This is a genomic window from Marinicella gelatinilytica, assembly GCF_026410405.1.
In the GTDB taxonomy this organism is placed as follows: Bacteria; Pseudomonadota; Gammaproteobacteria; order Xanthomonadales; family Marinicellaceae; genus Marinicella; species Marinicella gelatinilytica.
In genome coordinates, this window is record NZ_JAPMLN010000013.1 from 78,559 (window position 1) to 95,176 (window position 16,618).

Annotated in this window: 12 protein-coding genes and 1 rRNA gene; 7 read left to right on the plus strand and 6 right to left on the minus strand. The window is 41.0% G+C overall.

Annotation, left to right across the window (positions count from 1 at the left end):
- The first annotated feature begins 140 nt into the window (after positions 1-140).
- From OS173_RS09460 to OS173_RS09470, 3 genes are all read left to right on the plus strand, one after another.
- The gene (locus OS173_RS09460) at positions 141-3,173 is read left to right on the plus strand and encodes a choice-of-anchor Q domain-containing protein (RefSeq protein WP_267184037.1); all 3,033 of its coding nucleotides are present in this window, start codon (positions 141-143) and stop codon (positions 3,171-3,173) included.
- A gap of 173 nt (positions 3,174-3,346) precedes the next feature.
- Positions 3,347-6,430: a choice-of-anchor Q domain-containing protein gene (locus OS173_RS09465; protein WP_267184038.1), complete on the plus strand. Its 3,084-nt coding sequence runs from the start codon at positions 3,347-3,349 to the stop codon at positions 6,428-6,430.
- Between the two features lie 191 nt (positions 6,431-6,621).
- The gene (locus tag OS173_RS09470) at positions 6,622-7,188 is read left to right on the plus strand and encodes an ECF-type sigma factor (RefSeq protein WP_267184039.1); all 567 of its coding nucleotides are present in this window, start codon (positions 6,622-6,624) and stop codon (positions 7,186-7,188) included.
- On the opposite strand, the gene OS173_RS09475 is transcribed toward OS173_RS09470, so the two are convergent.
- The 4 genes from OS173_RS09475 to add all read right to left on the minus strand — a co-directional run bounded on the left by OS173_RS09475 (position 7,189) and on the right by add (position 11,914).
- Complete coding sequence (locus tag OS173_RS09475; protein ID WP_267184040.1) at positions 7,189-9,687, minus strand: serine/threonine-protein kinase; 2,499 nt, start codon at positions 9,685-9,687, stop codon at positions 7,189-7,191. It lies immediately after the preceding gene.
- A gap of 60 nt (positions 9,688-9,747) precedes the next feature.
- Positions 9,748-10,233, minus strand: a complete 486-nt coding sequence (locus OS173_RS09480) for a GNAT family N-acetyltransferase (protein ID WP_267184041.1) — start codon at positions 10,231-10,233, stop codon at positions 9,748-9,750.
- The gene (locus tag OS173_RS09485; protein WP_267184042.1) at positions 10,208-10,852 is read right to left on the minus strand and encodes a 2OG-Fe(II) oxygenase; all 645 of its coding nucleotides are present in this window, start codon (positions 10,850-10,852) and stop codon (positions 10,208-10,210) included. Before OS173_RS09485 ends, OS173_RS09480 begins: the two co-directional genes overlap by 26 nt.
- 66 nt (positions 10,853-10,918) lie before the next feature.
- Positions 10,919-11,914 carry an adenosine deaminase gene (gene add, locus OS173_RS09490; RefSeq protein WP_267184043.1) on the minus strand — a complete coding sequence of 332 codons (996 nt, stop codon included), beginning with the start codon at positions 11,912-11,914 and terminating at the stop codon, positions 10,919-10,921.
- Between the two features lie 107 nt (positions 11,915-12,021).
- Here add and accA point away from each other — a divergent pair, with 107 nt between their 5' ends.
- Genes accA through OS173_RS09510 form a run of 4 tightly spaced genes read left to right on the plus strand, consistent with a single transcriptional unit; the run spans position 12,022 to position 15,325 of the window.
- Complete coding sequence (accA, locus tag OS173_RS09495; protein WP_267184044.1) at positions 12,022-12,978, plus strand: acetyl-CoA carboxylase carboxyl transferase subunit alpha; 957 nt, start codon at positions 12,022-12,024, stop codon at positions 12,976-12,978.
- Positions 12,959-14,242, plus strand: a complete 1,284-nt coding sequence (tilS, locus tag OS173_RS09500; protein WP_267184045.1) for a tRNA lysidine(34) synthetase TilS — start codon at positions 12,959-12,961, stop codon at positions 14,240-14,242. The genes accA and tilS overlap by 20 nt, the downstream gene beginning before the upstream one ends.
- Before the next feature lie 10 nt (positions 14,243-14,252).
- Positions 14,253-14,447 (plus strand): exodeoxyribonuclease VII small subunit, encoded by a 195-nt coding sequence (locus OS173_RS09505; protein WP_267184046.1) that lies wholly within the window; start codon positions 14,253-14,255, stop codon positions 14,445-14,447.
- Positions 14,444-15,325 (plus strand): polyprenyl synthetase family protein, encoded by an 882-nt coding sequence (locus OS173_RS09510; RefSeq protein WP_267184047.1) that lies wholly within the window; start codon positions 14,444-14,446, stop codon positions 15,323-15,325. The genes OS173_RS09505 and OS173_RS09510 overlap by 4 nt, the downstream gene beginning before the upstream one ends.
- Positions 15,326-15,598: 273 nt before the next feature.
- Here OS173_RS09510 and OS173_RS09515 read toward each other — a convergent pair whose 3' ends face one another.
- Together OS173_RS09515 and rrf are read right to left on the minus strand one after the other, a co-directional pair.
- The gene (locus tag OS173_RS09515) at positions 15,599-15,805 is read right to left on the minus strand and encodes a cold-shock protein (protein WP_267184048.1); all 207 of its coding nucleotides are present in this window, start codon (positions 15,803-15,805) and stop codon (positions 15,599-15,601) included.
- A 674-nt stretch (positions 15,806-16,479) separates the two neighbouring features.
- Positions 16,480-16,594: ribosomal RNA gene (gene rrf, locus OS173_RS09520) — 5S ribosomal RNA — on the minus strand.
- Positions 16,595-16,618 lie beyond the last annotated feature (24 nt).

Below are 16,618 nucleotides of genomic sequence, written 5' to 3' on the forward strand. Positions count from 1 at the left end.
CTTTTAATATTTTTGTCCGCTAGGTTGGTTTTGTGTCGTTACCTCCACTGAGCAATTTTTTTAAGCCTATTACAGGCTTCACTTAGGAGAACAGAATGTTTAATCTAGTTAAAACACTTTTTTTCATGACCTTGCTATGTGTGTTTGTATACTCAGCGCACAGTCAAACAAGTATTTGCCATGTTTCCACATCAGGACTTGCATCCAACACAGGTAACAATTGGCAAGAAACCATTCCTTTAACAGTGGCATTGTCGAATTCTGTCTTCTGCCCCGAAATTTGGGTTAAAGAAGGCACATATTATCCCGGCACAGATAGATATGATACGTTCACAATCCAGCCGGGGACTGAAGTATATGGCGGTTTTATAGGTAACGAGTTTAACCGCGCCCAAAGAGATCCCATTAATCATAAAGCCACTTTATCAGGGAACATAAACAATGTTTCAGTTTCAGGCGACAACAGCTTTCATGTGGTCACAGTTCTTGAAACTTCAGCTGTGAATGATTATGAAACCATTTTGGATGGGTTTATTATTCGAGATGGCTTTGCACTCGACGCTTTCTTAAACACCGACCCAGCAGGTGGTGGTTTAATTTGTAAGGCGCCAAATCCCGGTGATGAATGTCAAGTTAGATTAGAAAACCTATTATTTACTTATAACCAGGCAGCCAATGGTGGTGCTGTTTATTTTTCGGCTGGAATAGGTGCCAGTAGCATACCCAAAATTATTAACACAAGATTCACTCATAATGCTGCCATTCATTTTAACTTAATGCCCAACAATTGTGGCGGTGCAATTTCTGCATTTGGAGTACAAGCCAGAGTGCAACCCATATTCTATAATGTCGAGTTTGATAATAATACGGCCGATGAATGTGGTGGTGCCCTACACTACGATATTAATAGTGGCTGGTCAGAGGGAAGTGTGAACAGTGTCACGTTCAGCAATAACTCTGCCAAATTAGGAGGCGCTGTTTACAGTAAAATTCATCACTTTGACAGAACTACATATCAGAACACGACTTTTTATGGTAATCACGCCAGTATAGCTGGAGGTGCTATTTATAACGAAGGTTCAACGCCAACATTAAACAATGTTACTGTATCAGGAAACTCTGCCATCAATTTTGGTGGTGCAATTCACAGTACAGATGCTGATTTGACCATTACCAACAGTATCATTTGGGACAATAATGCAGCCAATGGTGAACAGCTATATAACGCCAACACATCCGTTATGGCAACTTATAACGTTATTGAAGGCGGCTGTTCAGGATTTGGTGATAATGGATCTGGTTCGACAACCTGTAGCGCAAATCAAATAAGCGATCCCATGCTCGGAACACTTTCAATGAACCAAGGTTTTACCCAAACAATGTTACCTGCTTTAGCGGGAAGTGCTGTTGATTCCGGTGATAACTCAGCATGTTTAAGCATTGATCAACGCGGAGTTAACCGTCCACAAAATGGCGTTTGCGATATTGGAGCAGTTGAAATTGTCTCCATATGTCGAGTCACCACACAGGGCTCTCCTGCTGGCACCGGCAGTGATTGGAATAGTCATGCAATGGACTTACAAACCGCTTTAAATGCTAATAATTGTGATGAAATTTGGATTAAGACCGGCATTTATAAACCAACAACAACGAACAACCGTCAAGTCAGTTTTAATGTAGCTGCCGGAAAAGTTATTTTAGGCGGCTTTGCCGGCACTGAAAATGTAACCGGTGAACGTAATATCGCTGCCAACCCTGTTATTTTATCCGGAGATATTGGCGCTTTAAATAACAGTAGCGATAACAGTTATCATGTGGTTGAATTAATTGGCTCAGCTGCAAACCCCATTCAACCCAATACGATGATTGCTGATTTAATCATCGAAGATGGTCATGCCAACGGTGGTTCATTTGATTTTCCATTAAATGCCGGTGGCGGATTATTTTGTGATGGTTCAGGTGCCAATAATAAATGTAATCCGACAATAATCAATGTTAGCTTCAATGATAACTATGCGCAATTAGGTGGTGCTCTTTATAATCATGCCGATAATAATGGTGAAAGTAGTCCGCAGTTGATCAATGTTCGATTCAATGACAATCAAAGTTTTAGTGGTGGTGCTGCGGTTTATAACAACGGCTCTAATGGAGGAACTTCAAGCCCAATTTTTGTCACAGCCACATTTAACTACAATCAAGTCACAAGCAGCAATGGCGGTGGTGGGGCTGTTTATAATAATGCAAATGCCGGTATGACCAGACCTTCGTTCCTAAACAGCAGTTTTACAGCAAATGAAGCCGACTTTGGTGGCGCTATTTATAGCAATGCGCAACACGCTGGTATTGCCTCAGCAAGTGTGAGTCAATCCGAATTCAATAGCAACAATGCCTCTCAATTTGGTGGTGCAGTGTATTGTGTAGGATGGAATAATGGTCAATGTAATCCCAAATATACTGATGTTACTTTTTCCAGTAATTCAGCAGTCAAAGGCGGTGCTGTTTACCTGAACGACATGGCCGCAAACGGAACTGCTGAATTTGAACGAGTCACCTTTGAAAACAACTTAGGTACCAATGGCGGTGCCCTTTATAATGATGGTAAAAACGGGCAAAGCAACCCAGTATTAACCAATGTGACCTTTCATAACAATGCCGCAATCAGTGGTGGTGGCGCCATCTTTAATGACGGCGAAAACGGCCAAAGCAGCCCAATAATCACCAATGTAACAATGAGCCAAAATAACGCCAGTTATGGTGCCGGTATGTATAGCCATGGTTTAAACGGTGTATCAAACCCGGTACTGAACAATGTCATTATATGGGCAAATTCAGCCGCAACCGACGGAGACTCAATTTATAACAACAACGCCACCAGCACCATTAACTCAAGCATTATTGAAGGCGGCTGTCCCAATGCTGGTAACACAAACTGCAACAATGTTATAAACAGTAATCCACATCTGGGTTCATTAACAGATAATGGCGGACATACAGATACCATGTTGCCAGGCAACAACAGCTCCGCTACAGACGCCGGTGATGATAATCTTTGTCCAGGCGAAGACCAACGTGGCGAAAGTCGGCCACAAGGTAGTGCTTGTGATATTGGTTCAGTGGAAACCGACCATCAGGGTCCCAGTGACATTATCTTTCAAGATGGTTTTGATCATTAAAAATAAGCCTCAGCCCCCAGCTAACGCAGAACAGGGCAGCTAATACAAAGAGTTAACAACAACCTCTGTTTAAACGGGAATAATATTTAAATTATTCCCGTTTTTTTGTCCTTTGAACAACTAATTTTTCGTTAGATTAACCATAACAGCACAATTAGTTTTTCGGAGGATTTATGATACAAAAAACATTAGAAAAAACCTGTCTATTAATTGCTTTCCTGGGCATATCATGGATAGGTACAACAAATGCACAAACTTGCCGGGTTTCGGTGAATGGAACCAGCGGAGCCAGTGGGGTATCGTGGCAACAAACTAAAGACTTGGTATCCGCTTTAAACAACCCCTCCCAATGTCACGAAATCTGGGTTAAATCGGGCACCTACTACCCAACTGCGGGTACTGATCGCAGCATCAGCTTTTTTATCGCTCCGAACGTTAAACTCTACGGCGGTTTTTACGGCACCGAAACAACACGCTCTCAGAGAGATCCAGTCAATAATAAAGCTGTTTTATCAGGCAATTTAAACAACAGCCAATCAAACACAGATAACAGTTATAACGTCATTTATATGGATGGCTCATTACAAAACGGTTATAGCCAAGACACCATCATTGATGGCTTTATCATCCGGGATGGAAATGCCGATGGAACTCTTTTTAAACATTCAAATGGTGGAGGCATTCATTGTATAGCCAATGGTTCTACGTCAAAGTGCAGTCCAACATTGAAAAACTTAGAATTCATTAATAATAAAGCAGACTCAGGTGGCGGACTGTTTGTATATTCACAAAATGACGGCACCATAGATTTAAAAATCGAACATTCTAAATTTTTGAATAATATTGCTACCAACTCAAGCACCTTTAACAATCATGGAGGTGGAGTACATATATTTAGCCCAAGTTCTGATACAAGCATCGAATTAAATAATATAAGTTTCGAAAACAACCTTGCAGAAAATGAAGGTGGTGCCATTTATACCCGTTTAAATGGCTCTGGCAACAACCATTTAAAAATTAATAAAGCAACATTCAACGCAAATATAGCAGACACGGGTGGCGCCGTGTCTATGTCAGGATCAGAAAGCGTAACGACACTCAGAAATGTTACATTTTATTCAAACGCAGCAATGAACCAAGGCGGTGCTTTATACGCTTATTCCTTAAGCACGTGGATTTATAACGCAACATTCTCCAACAATACAGCGTCATCTGGTGGAGCCATTTATGGACTTGCCAAACAACTGAATTTAAATTCAAGTATTTTATGGTCGAATTCTGCCACTGAAGGTAATCAAATTACACTTCATGATATTGGACTTATTGCCAAATACAATGTCATTCAAAATGGATGCCAAAATATTCATGAACTTGGATCTATTTCAAAAGTCTGTCAAAACATAATTCTCCAGGATCCCAAACTGGGAGCGTTAACTCAAAATGGCGGTTTCACAAAGACCCTACTTCCAGAAACAGGAAGCTCGGCTATAAACAACGGTCATATGTCCTACTGTTCTTTGCAAGACCAACGCGGAGTTTCCAGGCCACAAAATGGGCAATGTGACATTGGTTCAGTTGAACTGACAACAAAATGCATGGTTAAAGTAGATGGCAATCCAAATGGAACTGGCTTTAACTGGAATCAAGACGCCATGACTTTACAAGCGGCTTTAAACACCAACTATTGTCAAAACATTTGGCTAAAAACCGGCACCTACACGCCGACATCGGGATCTGATCGTACCATCAGTTTTCATGTGGATTCAGATGTTTCTGTTATCGGTGGTTTTTCGGGCACAGAAAATGATTTAAGCGATAGAGATGTAGAAAACAACCCTGTTATACTTTCAGGCAATATAGGCAACCCTAATATCGATACCGACAACAGCTATCATGTCATTACTGTCGGCGGTTCTTCCGCTAACCCAGTATTCTCAAATTTAACAATTAGTGACGGTTACGCCAGTACATCTATCTTTGATTATCCTGATAATTTGGGTGGTGGCGTTTATTGCGACGGTACCGGTGTCGGCAATCAGTGTAATCCAACATTTTTATTCGTAAAAATGCTTAATAATCATGCTATGGCTGGTGGTGCCATGTATAACAATGCCGCACAAAATGGAGAAAGCAGCCCTCAATTTGTTTATGTGACCTTTGCAGATAACAGCGCTCAAATAGGTGGCGCTATTGTTAATAACAGCTCACAACAAGGCAATAGTAATCCCATTTTTAACCAGTGCACTTTTATCGGTAACAACGCCGTGTCCCAAAGCTCAGGTATAAAAAGCAAAGGTGGTGCAGTCTACAACTTTGCTGAATATGGTAATGCGTCTCCTCAATTTATCAACTGTAACTTTAGCAATAACTTTGCTGATTTGGGTGGCGCAATCTTTAACCAAGGTCAGACGCAGGGAACCAGTAACCCGGTGTTAATGAAAAGCCAATTTACAAGCAATACCGCAAATTACAATGGTGGTGCTATGTACAGTTTAGGTTGGGATTTTGGACAAAGTAAACCTATCGTTGAAGACAGCAGATTTCACAACAATTCAGCTATTTTAGGCGGTGCACTTTATCTGTCAGACCTGGCCGGTAACGGAACAGCCGAAATTAATCGAGTTACTTTTGATAACAACGATGCAGTCAAGGGGGGCGCCATCTATAATGATGGTGAAAATGGCTATGCACATCCTAATATTACAAACACCACTTTTTATGCTAATACCGCATTAGATGATGGTGGCGCCATTTACAACTACGGTGAAGATGGCGCCAGTAGCGCGTCAATCACCAATACCACGTTTAGCGGCAATCAGGCCAATTATGGTGGCGCCATGTATAGTTCCGGCGGACTAAATGGTGTCTCAAGCCCCACCATGCGACACATCATTATGTGGGATAACACAGCCTCCACCGAAGGTGACACCATTTACCACGACCGGGCTGAAAGCACCATCGATGACAGTATCCTTGAATATGGTTGTCCTCATACGGGTTACGGCAATACAAATTGTACCAACATTATTGATCAAGACCCTCTGCTGGGTCCTTTAGCGGACAATGGAGGCCACAGCAAAACCATGCTGCCTGCGCCTAACAGCCCTGCCATCGATGCCGGAGACAATAACCATTGCCCGGGCGAAGACCAACGTGGTGAATCCAGACCCAAAGGCCTCGCCTGTGACATTGGTTCAGTGGAGGTGGATAACCAGGGACCAGGCGATCTTATCTTTAAAGATGGTTTTGATAATTAATTAGCAGTCAATGAAAAAAGTGTCCTCCGGAGGCGGGTTGTTTTTATAAAGCCCGCCTTTTTATAACCGCCGTTTCAGAGAATACCATGCTGAGCTTTAGACAATCTATTCGAGCGTTCAATGCAATCATGGCTCGGTTCGCACAACGCAAAGAAGTAACAACAACTCTAAATCATGATAGAATCACCGTCATGACTGTTGATACCGATATTAAACAAATCACTGTGTTACTGAATGCGTATGCGGACGGTGAAAACAGTGCGCTGGATTCACTCATCGGTGCGTTGTACCAACAATTATGCCAGTCAGCTCAAATCCAACTTAATAAGGCTAATCACAACGCCACCTTAAATAGTCATGACTTAGTCCATGAAGTCTATTTAAAACTAAAAAAATCAGATAATTTTTCAGCCAATAACCGCAGTCATTTTCTGGCCCTATCCGCCACCGCCATGCGTCAGGTTATTTTAGACCGCATTAAGGCCAAAAGCAGTCAAAAACGAGGCGGTCATTTATTCGCCACCACCTTGGGTGATAATAAAGCGCAGGTAGAGGACAATGTACAAGAAATTATAATGATTAATGAATCATTACAAGAACTGCGTAATATTGATGCGAAACTCACAGATACCGTGGAGTGTCGGTATTTTGCCGGTTATGACACTGAGCAAACAGCCGAAGCGCTGAATGTCAGTCCCCGCACGGTCCGACGTTATTGGACGACAGCTAAAAATATTTTGCAGAGAAAGCTGTCGTAATCAAAGAATATCCTTAAATTTCTCTTCAATGCGCTTAATGTCTTTTTCTCGATTTCCTTCTTCTTTGAGTTCTGACAAAATGGTTTTAAGATAATCATGTGCCGCAGTTTTATCTGTGTCTTTCAACATGGTAATTTTCAGCTCATGCGCCTGTAGGTGTTTTCTAACCAAAGGCTGTTTCAACTCTTCATATGCGAGAAAAGCCTGGTCGAGGCGATCTTTAGCCTGTACTTTATCGACACCCTGAAACCATAAGTTTTGAGCAAATTCGGTGTATGTATCGGCAATCATTTCGTGTTGATCGGTGAAAACCTCTGAAAACTTTTCCAACGCATCGAGATACCAGTCGTTGGCTTCCTGATAGTGTTCTTGTTTGTTCAGAAAAATGGCTTTTTGCAGAACAGTCATGGCATAAACATACATACTTTGAGTTTGACTTAAGCTGCCTTTTTGATAATGAAATTCAAGTAAATCAATCGCTTTTTGATTCCATTTTAATGCCGATTCAAGGTCTTCCAAATTGGCCGAAGCGGTTGCAATATTCCGGTATGAGTTGGATAAGTCTAAATGGTTTTCAGGCAAATAATCTTCCATGAGTTTATTGTGTGCAATGGCCGTATCTAAGGCTTTTTGATGTTCGCCCATGGCTGAATAAGTCACCGCCATGTTATTAATAAATGACATTTTCATTGAGCGATGATCTTCATCTGAATTATCAATGGCTTTCACGGCCAAGTTAAAGGTATCAAGTGCCTGTTGATAATCTCCCTGTTTAAAATTGCATATCCCTTTCACATTTAAGGCCCAAATGGTTTCTGCCGTCAAATCATCATTTATATGCTGAATGGCCGCTAAACTTTCGTCGACCAATTGAATGGCAGGCAGACATTTATTTAAATGTGAGTTTAACAAAGCCAGCATATTGTTGAGTTGAATCCATTTAAGTTCACTGATACCTTCTGAATTCATTAATTTCTTCAAGTTCAATTCAGCGTCTTTATAATTATCAGACTCCATATCGTATTCAATATCTGATTCCATCAGTTTATTTTTTGTGGCTAAACTGACCTGCGGATTATCTGCTAATAATTTGGCTTCTTCTATGAGTACTTTTGCCTGTTCCATTTTATTTAATAAACGGTATGAGTCGGCAATAATTGTTTTCAGATAAATTCGAGCATCAAGTTGATTGTTTAATTCTGAATCAATTTTTTCAGCACCTGAATCCAATAAATCAATGGCAGTCAGTTCTTCTCCATCTGCGCCATAGGGGTTAGCCTGCTGAAACATACCGGATAAAAACGCAACGACTTGTTCGGCTTTTTGTTGTGCCAACTGTGCCTGGGTACGCTCGTATTTAAGGTCGCTGATGTATTTGCCGGTGGCCAAAGCCGCCACCAGGATTAATACGCCGAAAGCCACCATGCGTAAACGTTTTTTCGGCTTTGCTTGAATCGATTTAACCTGTGCCAAAGCCGCTTTTGCTGTGGGCCGATCAGCCGGGGCGTAGGCTTTTAACGATTGAATCAGCTTTTGCCAATGGCGGGGAATGTCATTGGGGGTTAAAGTCTTGCCTTGATTGGATAATTTTATTAATTGCTCTGAGGTCGAATTTTGGGGATAAGGGGGTACGTCTGATAATAAGGTTTGCAGCAACATCCCGAATGAATACATGTCCGTGGCGGTGCTTAATTCTTCACCGGCAGCTTGTTCGGGTGACATAAAATTTAAGGTGCCAATTAAAGCGCCTACCCGGGTACTGTAATTATCATCTTCGGTTGTTTGATTGTCATCTGAAATATGGCTCGCTTCAGTTAAACGCGAAATCCCAAAATCCAATAATTTAACCACACCTTTGTGGTTAATCATGATGTTGTCGGGCTTAATATCCCGGTGGATTATATTTTTTCGATGCGCTGCTTGTAGCCCACGTAATATTTGGGCCACGATATCCAACTGTTTTGATTGTGAGTAAGTCTTAAACTGATTTGGACTTAAGGGTTCACCTTCAATATATTCAAGCACTAAAAAGTCCGACTCTTGTGCTTCAATCAGGCTGTGAATACGGCAGATATTTTCATGGTCTAACTTTGAAAGCAATAACGCTTCCCTTCGAAAGCGTTCTGCGGCCGCTTCATTAACCGGGTGTTTTAGCAACAAGGCTTTCACCGCTACCCGGCGTTGTAAAATTAAATCCCGGCCTTCATAAACCGCACCCATGCCTCCCTGGCCTAATTTCTTCTTCAACTTAATATTTGCAAAGGTTCGACCCGATAAATCTTCATCCGCCGCCACGGAGGCAAACAGCCAATCCGCTCCACCCCGTTGCTCTAAAAAGTTGGTTCGCGTTGCAGAAGGCTTTAACAAAGCCGCCACCCGATTAATAACTTCGGCATCTGCATCAGCCTGTGCTAAATACTGAAAAGCAGACTCGGTGTTCATGGGTAAAACTGTTTTTAACAGTTGATTGACCTGTTCACTGTTGCTTGACTGGTTCATGTAATTCACTCTTTTTAATTAATTATACAACAAAACCAGATATCAATAAGCCCAATTGAGTCAATCCAGATTTTTCAACATATCTCGATGATCTATGCGTAGATGGTGGTAAACGGAGCCTTGGGGTTTATAACCGAGTTTTTGATAAAACTTAACCGCGGGTAAACGTGCGGCTAAGATAATGGATGTAACTGATTTTTCATGCAGGGCTTGTTCTGTGTTTTTAATAAGTTTTTGTCCCAATCCCTGGTTTTGAAAATCCGGTGACACCACCATTTGGCGCAGTTTAACGTGTTGTGGTTTATCGTTTGCAACGTCCTGTGGTTCTATTGTTACCGTGGCAATGATTTGATTATTCTTAAATAAACCAAAATGCCAGCAATTTTGATCAATGTGACGATCTTTAGCGGTCAACGACAGTCCCAGAGGCGCTCTAAGTACCTGTTCACGTAAAACCCAAGCCGTGAGATAACAAGGTTCATTAATATGGTATTGTCGAAATTCAATATCCACAAACTTTTTACCGTGCCGGATTAAACCCCTCATTCACTCGATACCAACCGGTTAAACTGTAACGAGAACGGCTTGCGGGAAGTACTTCATGCGGGAATTCTTCACTCAAGAATAAAATCATTCGACCAAAGACAGGTAAGACTTCACACAAAACCTGATCAGACTCTTTATCATACATCACCAACTGACCCCCATCCTGTGGTCCCCACTGTGGGTTTAAATAGAGTACGGTACTTAATCGACGGTTTATACCAGCTTTAAAAGCATCTAAATGTTTTTTGTAAAAAGCGCCGACGGGATAATGAGCAAACATACTTTCGTATTCATACAATCCCAAAAACAAATGCCGGTTAACATATAGACGAAGCGCTTCCACCCATTGATTATAACGGGTTAGAAAGTTCTCTTCACCACTCAACCAATGAATTTCATCACTTCGCACAAACACATTTTTTTGAAAAGTATCTTCTCGACCAATACCGGCACGATTAAATTCGCGGGAATCTAAAGCCTTAAGTTGTTTCAGCAACCGTGTCAAATAGTCGACATCGAAAACCTGATTTAAAACAACATAACCTTGCTTGACTATGGACTCAACAATGGTTGGGAAATAATCCTGAGCAGGATCAGTGGGTATTATTAAAGATTGCACTTCATTAACCGCAAAGTAAAGCTGTTTTATAAACCAAAACCTATACTGCCGCCATCTTTTTCGACTTTATCGTGCAAAATTTGCCAATTGTTGCAACATCTGGTCTTTTCTTTGTGATGTTGCGAAAGATGCTTTCGCGGCATTCACTGTCATGGCATAGATTTGTGCATCTGTGACCCCACAATGGGTTTGAATTGACAATAAATTATCCGTGAGGAAAGCGCCGAAATGAGCCGGATCATCAGAGTGAATACTGACATTTAAACCCCGTTTTAATAAATCCTGCAGTGGGTGTTGGCTCATGTGCCCACAGACGTTGAGTTTAACATTAGACTGTGGACAGACAGTGAGTGGAATATTGTGCTTTACTAAATAGTCCACCAATGCATCATCTTCCAGGCAAGTAATTCCATGGTCAATTCTAACAGCACCAATGTCTTTCAGAGCTGACCAAATATATTTCGGGCCGGCCTCTTCACCGGCATGTGCAACCACCGGCACACCCGCTGCACGAACCTGTGCAAACACCTCTTTAAACAATTTGGGCGGGTAGCCTTGTTCAACGGCCGCCAATCCAATGGCAAGATATTTATCTTGATGATTTTTTAACATATGCCAATCTTGCAAAGCTTTTTCTGCCCCCAAATGGCGTATGAAACAAGGAATAATGCCACCTGATATGCCATTTTTTGGTTGTGATTTGAATGCCGCATTAATACCCTCTAACACCATCTCAGGTGGATGCCCTCGATCCACATAAGTTCTGATGTCGCAGAATATTTCTGTGTGAATAATATTCTCGTCACGACACAAATCTAAATAATCTTGAGTAACCACCTGAAAGTCTTCTGCGGATTGCACCACTTCGGTGGTTTTTATAAACAGTTCAACAAACTCCGTCAAGTTTTCAAAGGCATAAGCCTTTTCAACCTCTTCAATAGTCTGATAAGGAAGTTTAACCTGATTTTTTTCAGCTAATTGCAATAACCTTGCCGGCTGCATCGAGCCTTCAAGGTGCATATGTAACTCAATCTTAGGCAGTTGGCGAATGTAATCAGACATGGGCTTTTTCCAAAAAAGCCACATCTTAGCATTTTATCATGGCTTTCGGCTGGCATCACGACGCACTTAATCGTAAAATAACCAGTCGCGTTTAATTTTATTAACTTATGAATACAGATTATTTAGACTTTGAACAGCCCTTGGCGGAATTAGAAGCCAAAATCAATGAATTGCAAAATGTCAGCGATGACAACGCCATCGACATTGATGAAGAGCTGGATAAACTTAAAAGTAAGTTAACCACCAAAACCGAGCAAATATTTAGCCATCTAAGTGATTGGCAAATTTCTCAATTGGCCCGTCATCCACTGCGGCCCTATACAATGGATTACATCAATCTGGTATTTGATGATTTTATTGAATTACATGGTGATCGTGCCTTTGCCGACGATCCAGCCATTGTGGGTGGTCCCGCTTATCTTGATGGTCAACCGGTGATGGTTATTGGTCATGAAAAAGGGCGTGGTACCAAGAAAAAGATTTATCGGAATTTTGGCATGCCGCGGCCCGAAGGTTACCGCAAAGCCCTGCGTTTAATGCACATGGCTGAACGATTTAATATGCCAATTTTAACTTTTATTGACACCCCCGGGGCTTATCCCGGAATCGGTGCTGAAGAGCGTGGTCAATCTGAAGCCATTGCCAAAAACCTGGAAGAAATGTCTCACCTGAAAGTACCTATCATCTGCACCATTATCGGCGAAGGCGGCTCCGGTGGCGCATTAGCCATTGGTGTTGGTGACATAACCAATATTCTGGAATACAGTATTTACTCAGTCATTTCTCCGGAAGGTTGTGCCTCTATTTTATGGCGCAGTGCTGACAAAACCCAAGATGCCGCTGAAGCTTTAAGTATTACTTCAAAGAAACTTAAGCAACAAGGTTTAATTGATCACGTCATTAAAGAACCCTTAGGCAGCGCCTATCGCGACACTGCTTTTGTCGCAAAATCCATAAAATCAACCTTAATTGAACAGCTCAATAAACTCTCTGTCAAAGACAGTGAACAATTGGTTAAAGACCGTTATCAACGTCTCATGTCCTATGGGGCATTCTCCGAATAACCGGCCTATTATTGAGCTACCGCCATTACCTGAGGCGGATCATTACCTACTGGCTTTTAGCGGTGGCAGCGATTCTACTGCTTTGCTCCATTGTCTGGTACATCAAACGAATATTAAAAAAAAGCTATCAGCAATTCATATTAATCACCAAATTCATCAAAACGCAGATCAATGGGCCAGGCATTGTCAAAATATCTGCCAAAATTATGGCATTCCCTCTACCGTCACAGTAATTAGCAGCGAAAAATCCGATGAAAACAGCTTGCGAACAGCTCGTTATAAGGCTTTTTCACAACACGTTGATAAGTTGACCGGCTCAGTCGTACTGCTCACTGCACACCATTTAAATGATGATGTAGAAACCATGGTTTTTAGATTATTACGTGGAACCGGTTTAAATGGTCTAACCGGTATGAACGATACCGGCTATTTTCACGGTTTAAATATTTATAGACCTTTCATTAATACTTCTAAATCATACATTAATCAATATTTAACTGAGCAGGATTTAACTTGGGTTGAAGACAGCAGTAACTTAGATACTGATTATGATCGCAATTACATCCGTCAACAAATCATGCCTTTATTTGCACATTTCCGACCTGACGCATTACACCGAATAAAAGACAGCCGCGATAACCTCACCGCCAGCTTAGCATTACTTGAACATTTTATTGGCAATGACAACCCAATCCCCATTAATGACACATTATCACATGAGAACTTAGCCACCTACTTATACCACTGGCTAGCCAACAAGCGTTTAAATCCAGCCAGCCGTAACCAGATGCTTAGTTTTTCCAAGGCTTGCTTGCAAGCCGATAGAGATAAAATGCCTTCATTAAAAACTGAGGCTTATACACTGATTTCCTGGCAGCATGCCATTTATGCACTGCGGCCTCATTTATTGACCATTAATACCAACCAGCACCATAGTTTACATATAAGTAATACACCATTTAATTGGCAACATGAATTTGGCAACATGTCGATTTATGCCAAGCAAGCTATTGATATCAATGTAAATATTGTTTTTAATCAGCAAGGTGAGAAAATACATTTACCGGGACGCGACCATCACAGTCGAGTCAAAGAAGTACTCAGAGAAGCAAACATACCACCCTGGCAACGCAGCCGCTTACCATTTCTGTATAGTCACAACAAATTAATGGCAGTGGGGCCGATAATTTCAACACATTGGCAAGATTGGTTAATGTCATATGATGCTGAATATGATTGGCATTCTACTAACTTTCTTTTGTAAAATAACACCTATGAGTCAAAGCCAATCCTTCGAAAAGAAATTAGCCGAGCTGAACAGTATCGTTGAAAAAATGGAACAGCCGGAAGTGGGACTTGAAGAATCCCTTAAACTATATGAAAAAGGTATCGCCTTAACCCGTGAATGCCAGAAAATCATCGACCAAGCAGAGCAAAAGATTTCCAAACTATTGGAAGAGTCCAGTTGATCCAATACAGCCAATTACAAGCAAGGATTGATGCTTTTTTAAGCCATTTCCTCAAGCAATACCGCCAACAATCAGCGGCCTGTCAACGCTTAGAAAATGCCGTTCGCTACACGTTGTTGGCCGGAGGTAAGCGTATTCGACCTTTGTTGGTGTATGCCACCGCGGATAGTTTACAAGTTAATCTTGATAATGCTGATTATCTTGCAGCTGCCATTGAAATGATTCACGCCTATTCATTGATACATGATGATTTACCGGCAATGGATAACGATGATTTGCGACGTGGTCAACCCACTTGCCATATCAAGTTTGACGAAGCCACTGCAATTTTAGCAGGCGATTCATTACAAGCCATGGCTTTTGATGTACTCAGTCAAACACCTGCAGAAGCGCATAAAGTAGTGAAATTAATCCATAACTTAGCGACTGCCTGTGGAATGAACGGTATGGCAGGAGGCCAGAGTTTAGATTTACAGGCCGAAAATACGGCTATTAACTTAGATCAGTTACAAGCCATTCACAGTGCTAAAACGGGTGCTTTGTTGGTGGCATGTGTCACCATGGTTACTTCAATGTGTGATCATTTAAATGAGGCTCAAAAGTTGGCTTATCAAAAGTTCGCCGAACACTTTGGTATTGCATTTCAGATTACCGACGATATTTTGGATGTCACCAGCAACACGGAACAACTTGGTAAACCAGCAGGATCTGATGAAAGTCTTCACAAATCCACCTATCCCAGTTTGTTAGGGATTAAGCAAGCCCAACAAAAGGCCCTCCTCCACATCAACGCTGCCAAGGATTTCCTCAATCAAGCGAACGCAAATAACCGTGCGCTATTATCTCTGACGGATTATGTACTGGTGCGCAATCATTAACGCATTATATTAAATTTCGTTCATCACCAATTTCACCATATAGGGCAATCAGCAATTTCTTTAAACTGAGTAAATGACAATTTATGATTTTTTAGAACCACTCATTTTTATCAACCAATGGGCTTGTAAGAATCGTGATTGTAAAAACTAAAGTGAAATATCTTGAGATAGAAAAAGAAGGGGTATAACTTCACCAACACGGGTCAAAATAATTTGACCCGTCTGCTAAAAATAGCAGCTTGGTTGGATTAGTTACTTTGTACTACTTACTACTTATAATGGTTTTACTTGATTGGCACAAGGACCTTTTTGGCCTTGTCCTACTTCAAATTCAACCTGTTGACCTTCATTCAAAGTTGCGTAACCGCCACCTGATTGAATTTCTGAATGATGAACAAACAAATCTTTGCCGCCATCTTCAGGTGTAATAAATCCGAAGCCTTTATCTGCATTAAACCACTTTACTGTGCCTTTACTCATACTGTACTCTTAAATAATTGGGTGAAAAATAAAATTCTGCTAAGACTATCACCATGATCGAAACAGAAGAAATTAATTTTAGGGCACAATAACCACAGTGTTAAAGCGGTGTGGTGCAATAAAAAGGTGTATTCTACCACAGGTCGACTTGCCACATACATTTCTTACTAAATAAATGACATATAATTGACCATGCGTTTAATCAAAATTATAGCAGTATCAGCTATTTGTAATCTATACACTGAACATTCAGCTCCAATTACCCTAAACACAAAGAGATAAACCTATAAATAACAATCCTGATAAATGATTAAGCTTAAGCCTCTCACTTCTTGTGCTACAAATTAGAATCGAATTTTTAACGAGTTATAACAAATAATTAAATTGCCACCACCGCCTAACTTGATAATATTTAAGCGATGATTAAAACCAAAGCATCCTGATTAGATACTTTAAAATTTTAGTGGTTAAAATAGTAACCGACATTAATAGAATAACAATTTTCAAGCCTTAAAGAGAATTGTATTTATAGCGCTTAGAGGTAATGACTGACATGTCTTTTATTTGCCACCATTCTCATTCAAGTTGTCCATTCAGGAATAATTGAAAAAAGATGATTTATTAATCACAAAAAAAAAGCCCCAACTTGTGTTGAGGCTTTTCTTTAAATAAGATCCTGGCGATGTCCTACTCTCACATGGGAACTCCCACACTACCATCGGCGATGCTACGTTTCACTTCTGAGTTCGGGATGGGATCAGGTGGTACCATAGCTCTATTTTCACCAGAAAACTGGTCGCTTAAGAGATGTTC

Coding starts and splice junctions, on each gene's coding strand:
- OS173_RS09470 (WP_267184039.1), top strand. CDS start 6,622: ATGACTGTTGATACCGATATTAAACAAATCACTGTGTTACTGAATGCG.
- OS173_RS09505 (WP_267184046.1), top strand. CDS start 14,253: ATGAGTCAAAGCCAATCCTTCGAAAAGAAATTAGCCGAGCTGAACAGT.
- accA (WP_267184044.1), top strand. CDS start 12,022: ATGAATACAGATTATTTAGACTTTGAACAGCCCTTGGCGGAATTAGAA.
- OS173_RS09515 (WP_267184048.1), bottom strand. CDS start 15,805: ATGAGTAAAGGCACAGTAAAGTGGTTTAATGCAGATAAAGGCTTCGGA.
- OS173_RS09475 (WP_267184040.1), bottom strand. CDS start 9,687: ATGAACCAGTCAAGCAACAGTGAACAGGTCAATCAACTGTTAAAAACA.
- OS173_RS09465 (WP_267184038.1), top strand. CDS start 3,347: ATGATACAAAAAACATTAGAAAAAACCTGTCTATTAATTGCTTTCCTG.
- OS173_RS09480 (WP_267184041.1), bottom strand. CDS start 10,233: ATGAGGGGTTTAATCCGGCACGGTAAAAAGTTTGTGGATATTGAATTT.
- tilS (WP_267184045.1), top strand. CDS start 12,959: ATGGGGCATTCTCCGAATAACCGGCCTATTATTGAGCTACCGCCATTA.
- add (WP_267184043.1), bottom strand. CDS start 11,914: ATGTCTGATTACATTCGCCAACTGCCTAAGATTGAGTTACATATGCAC.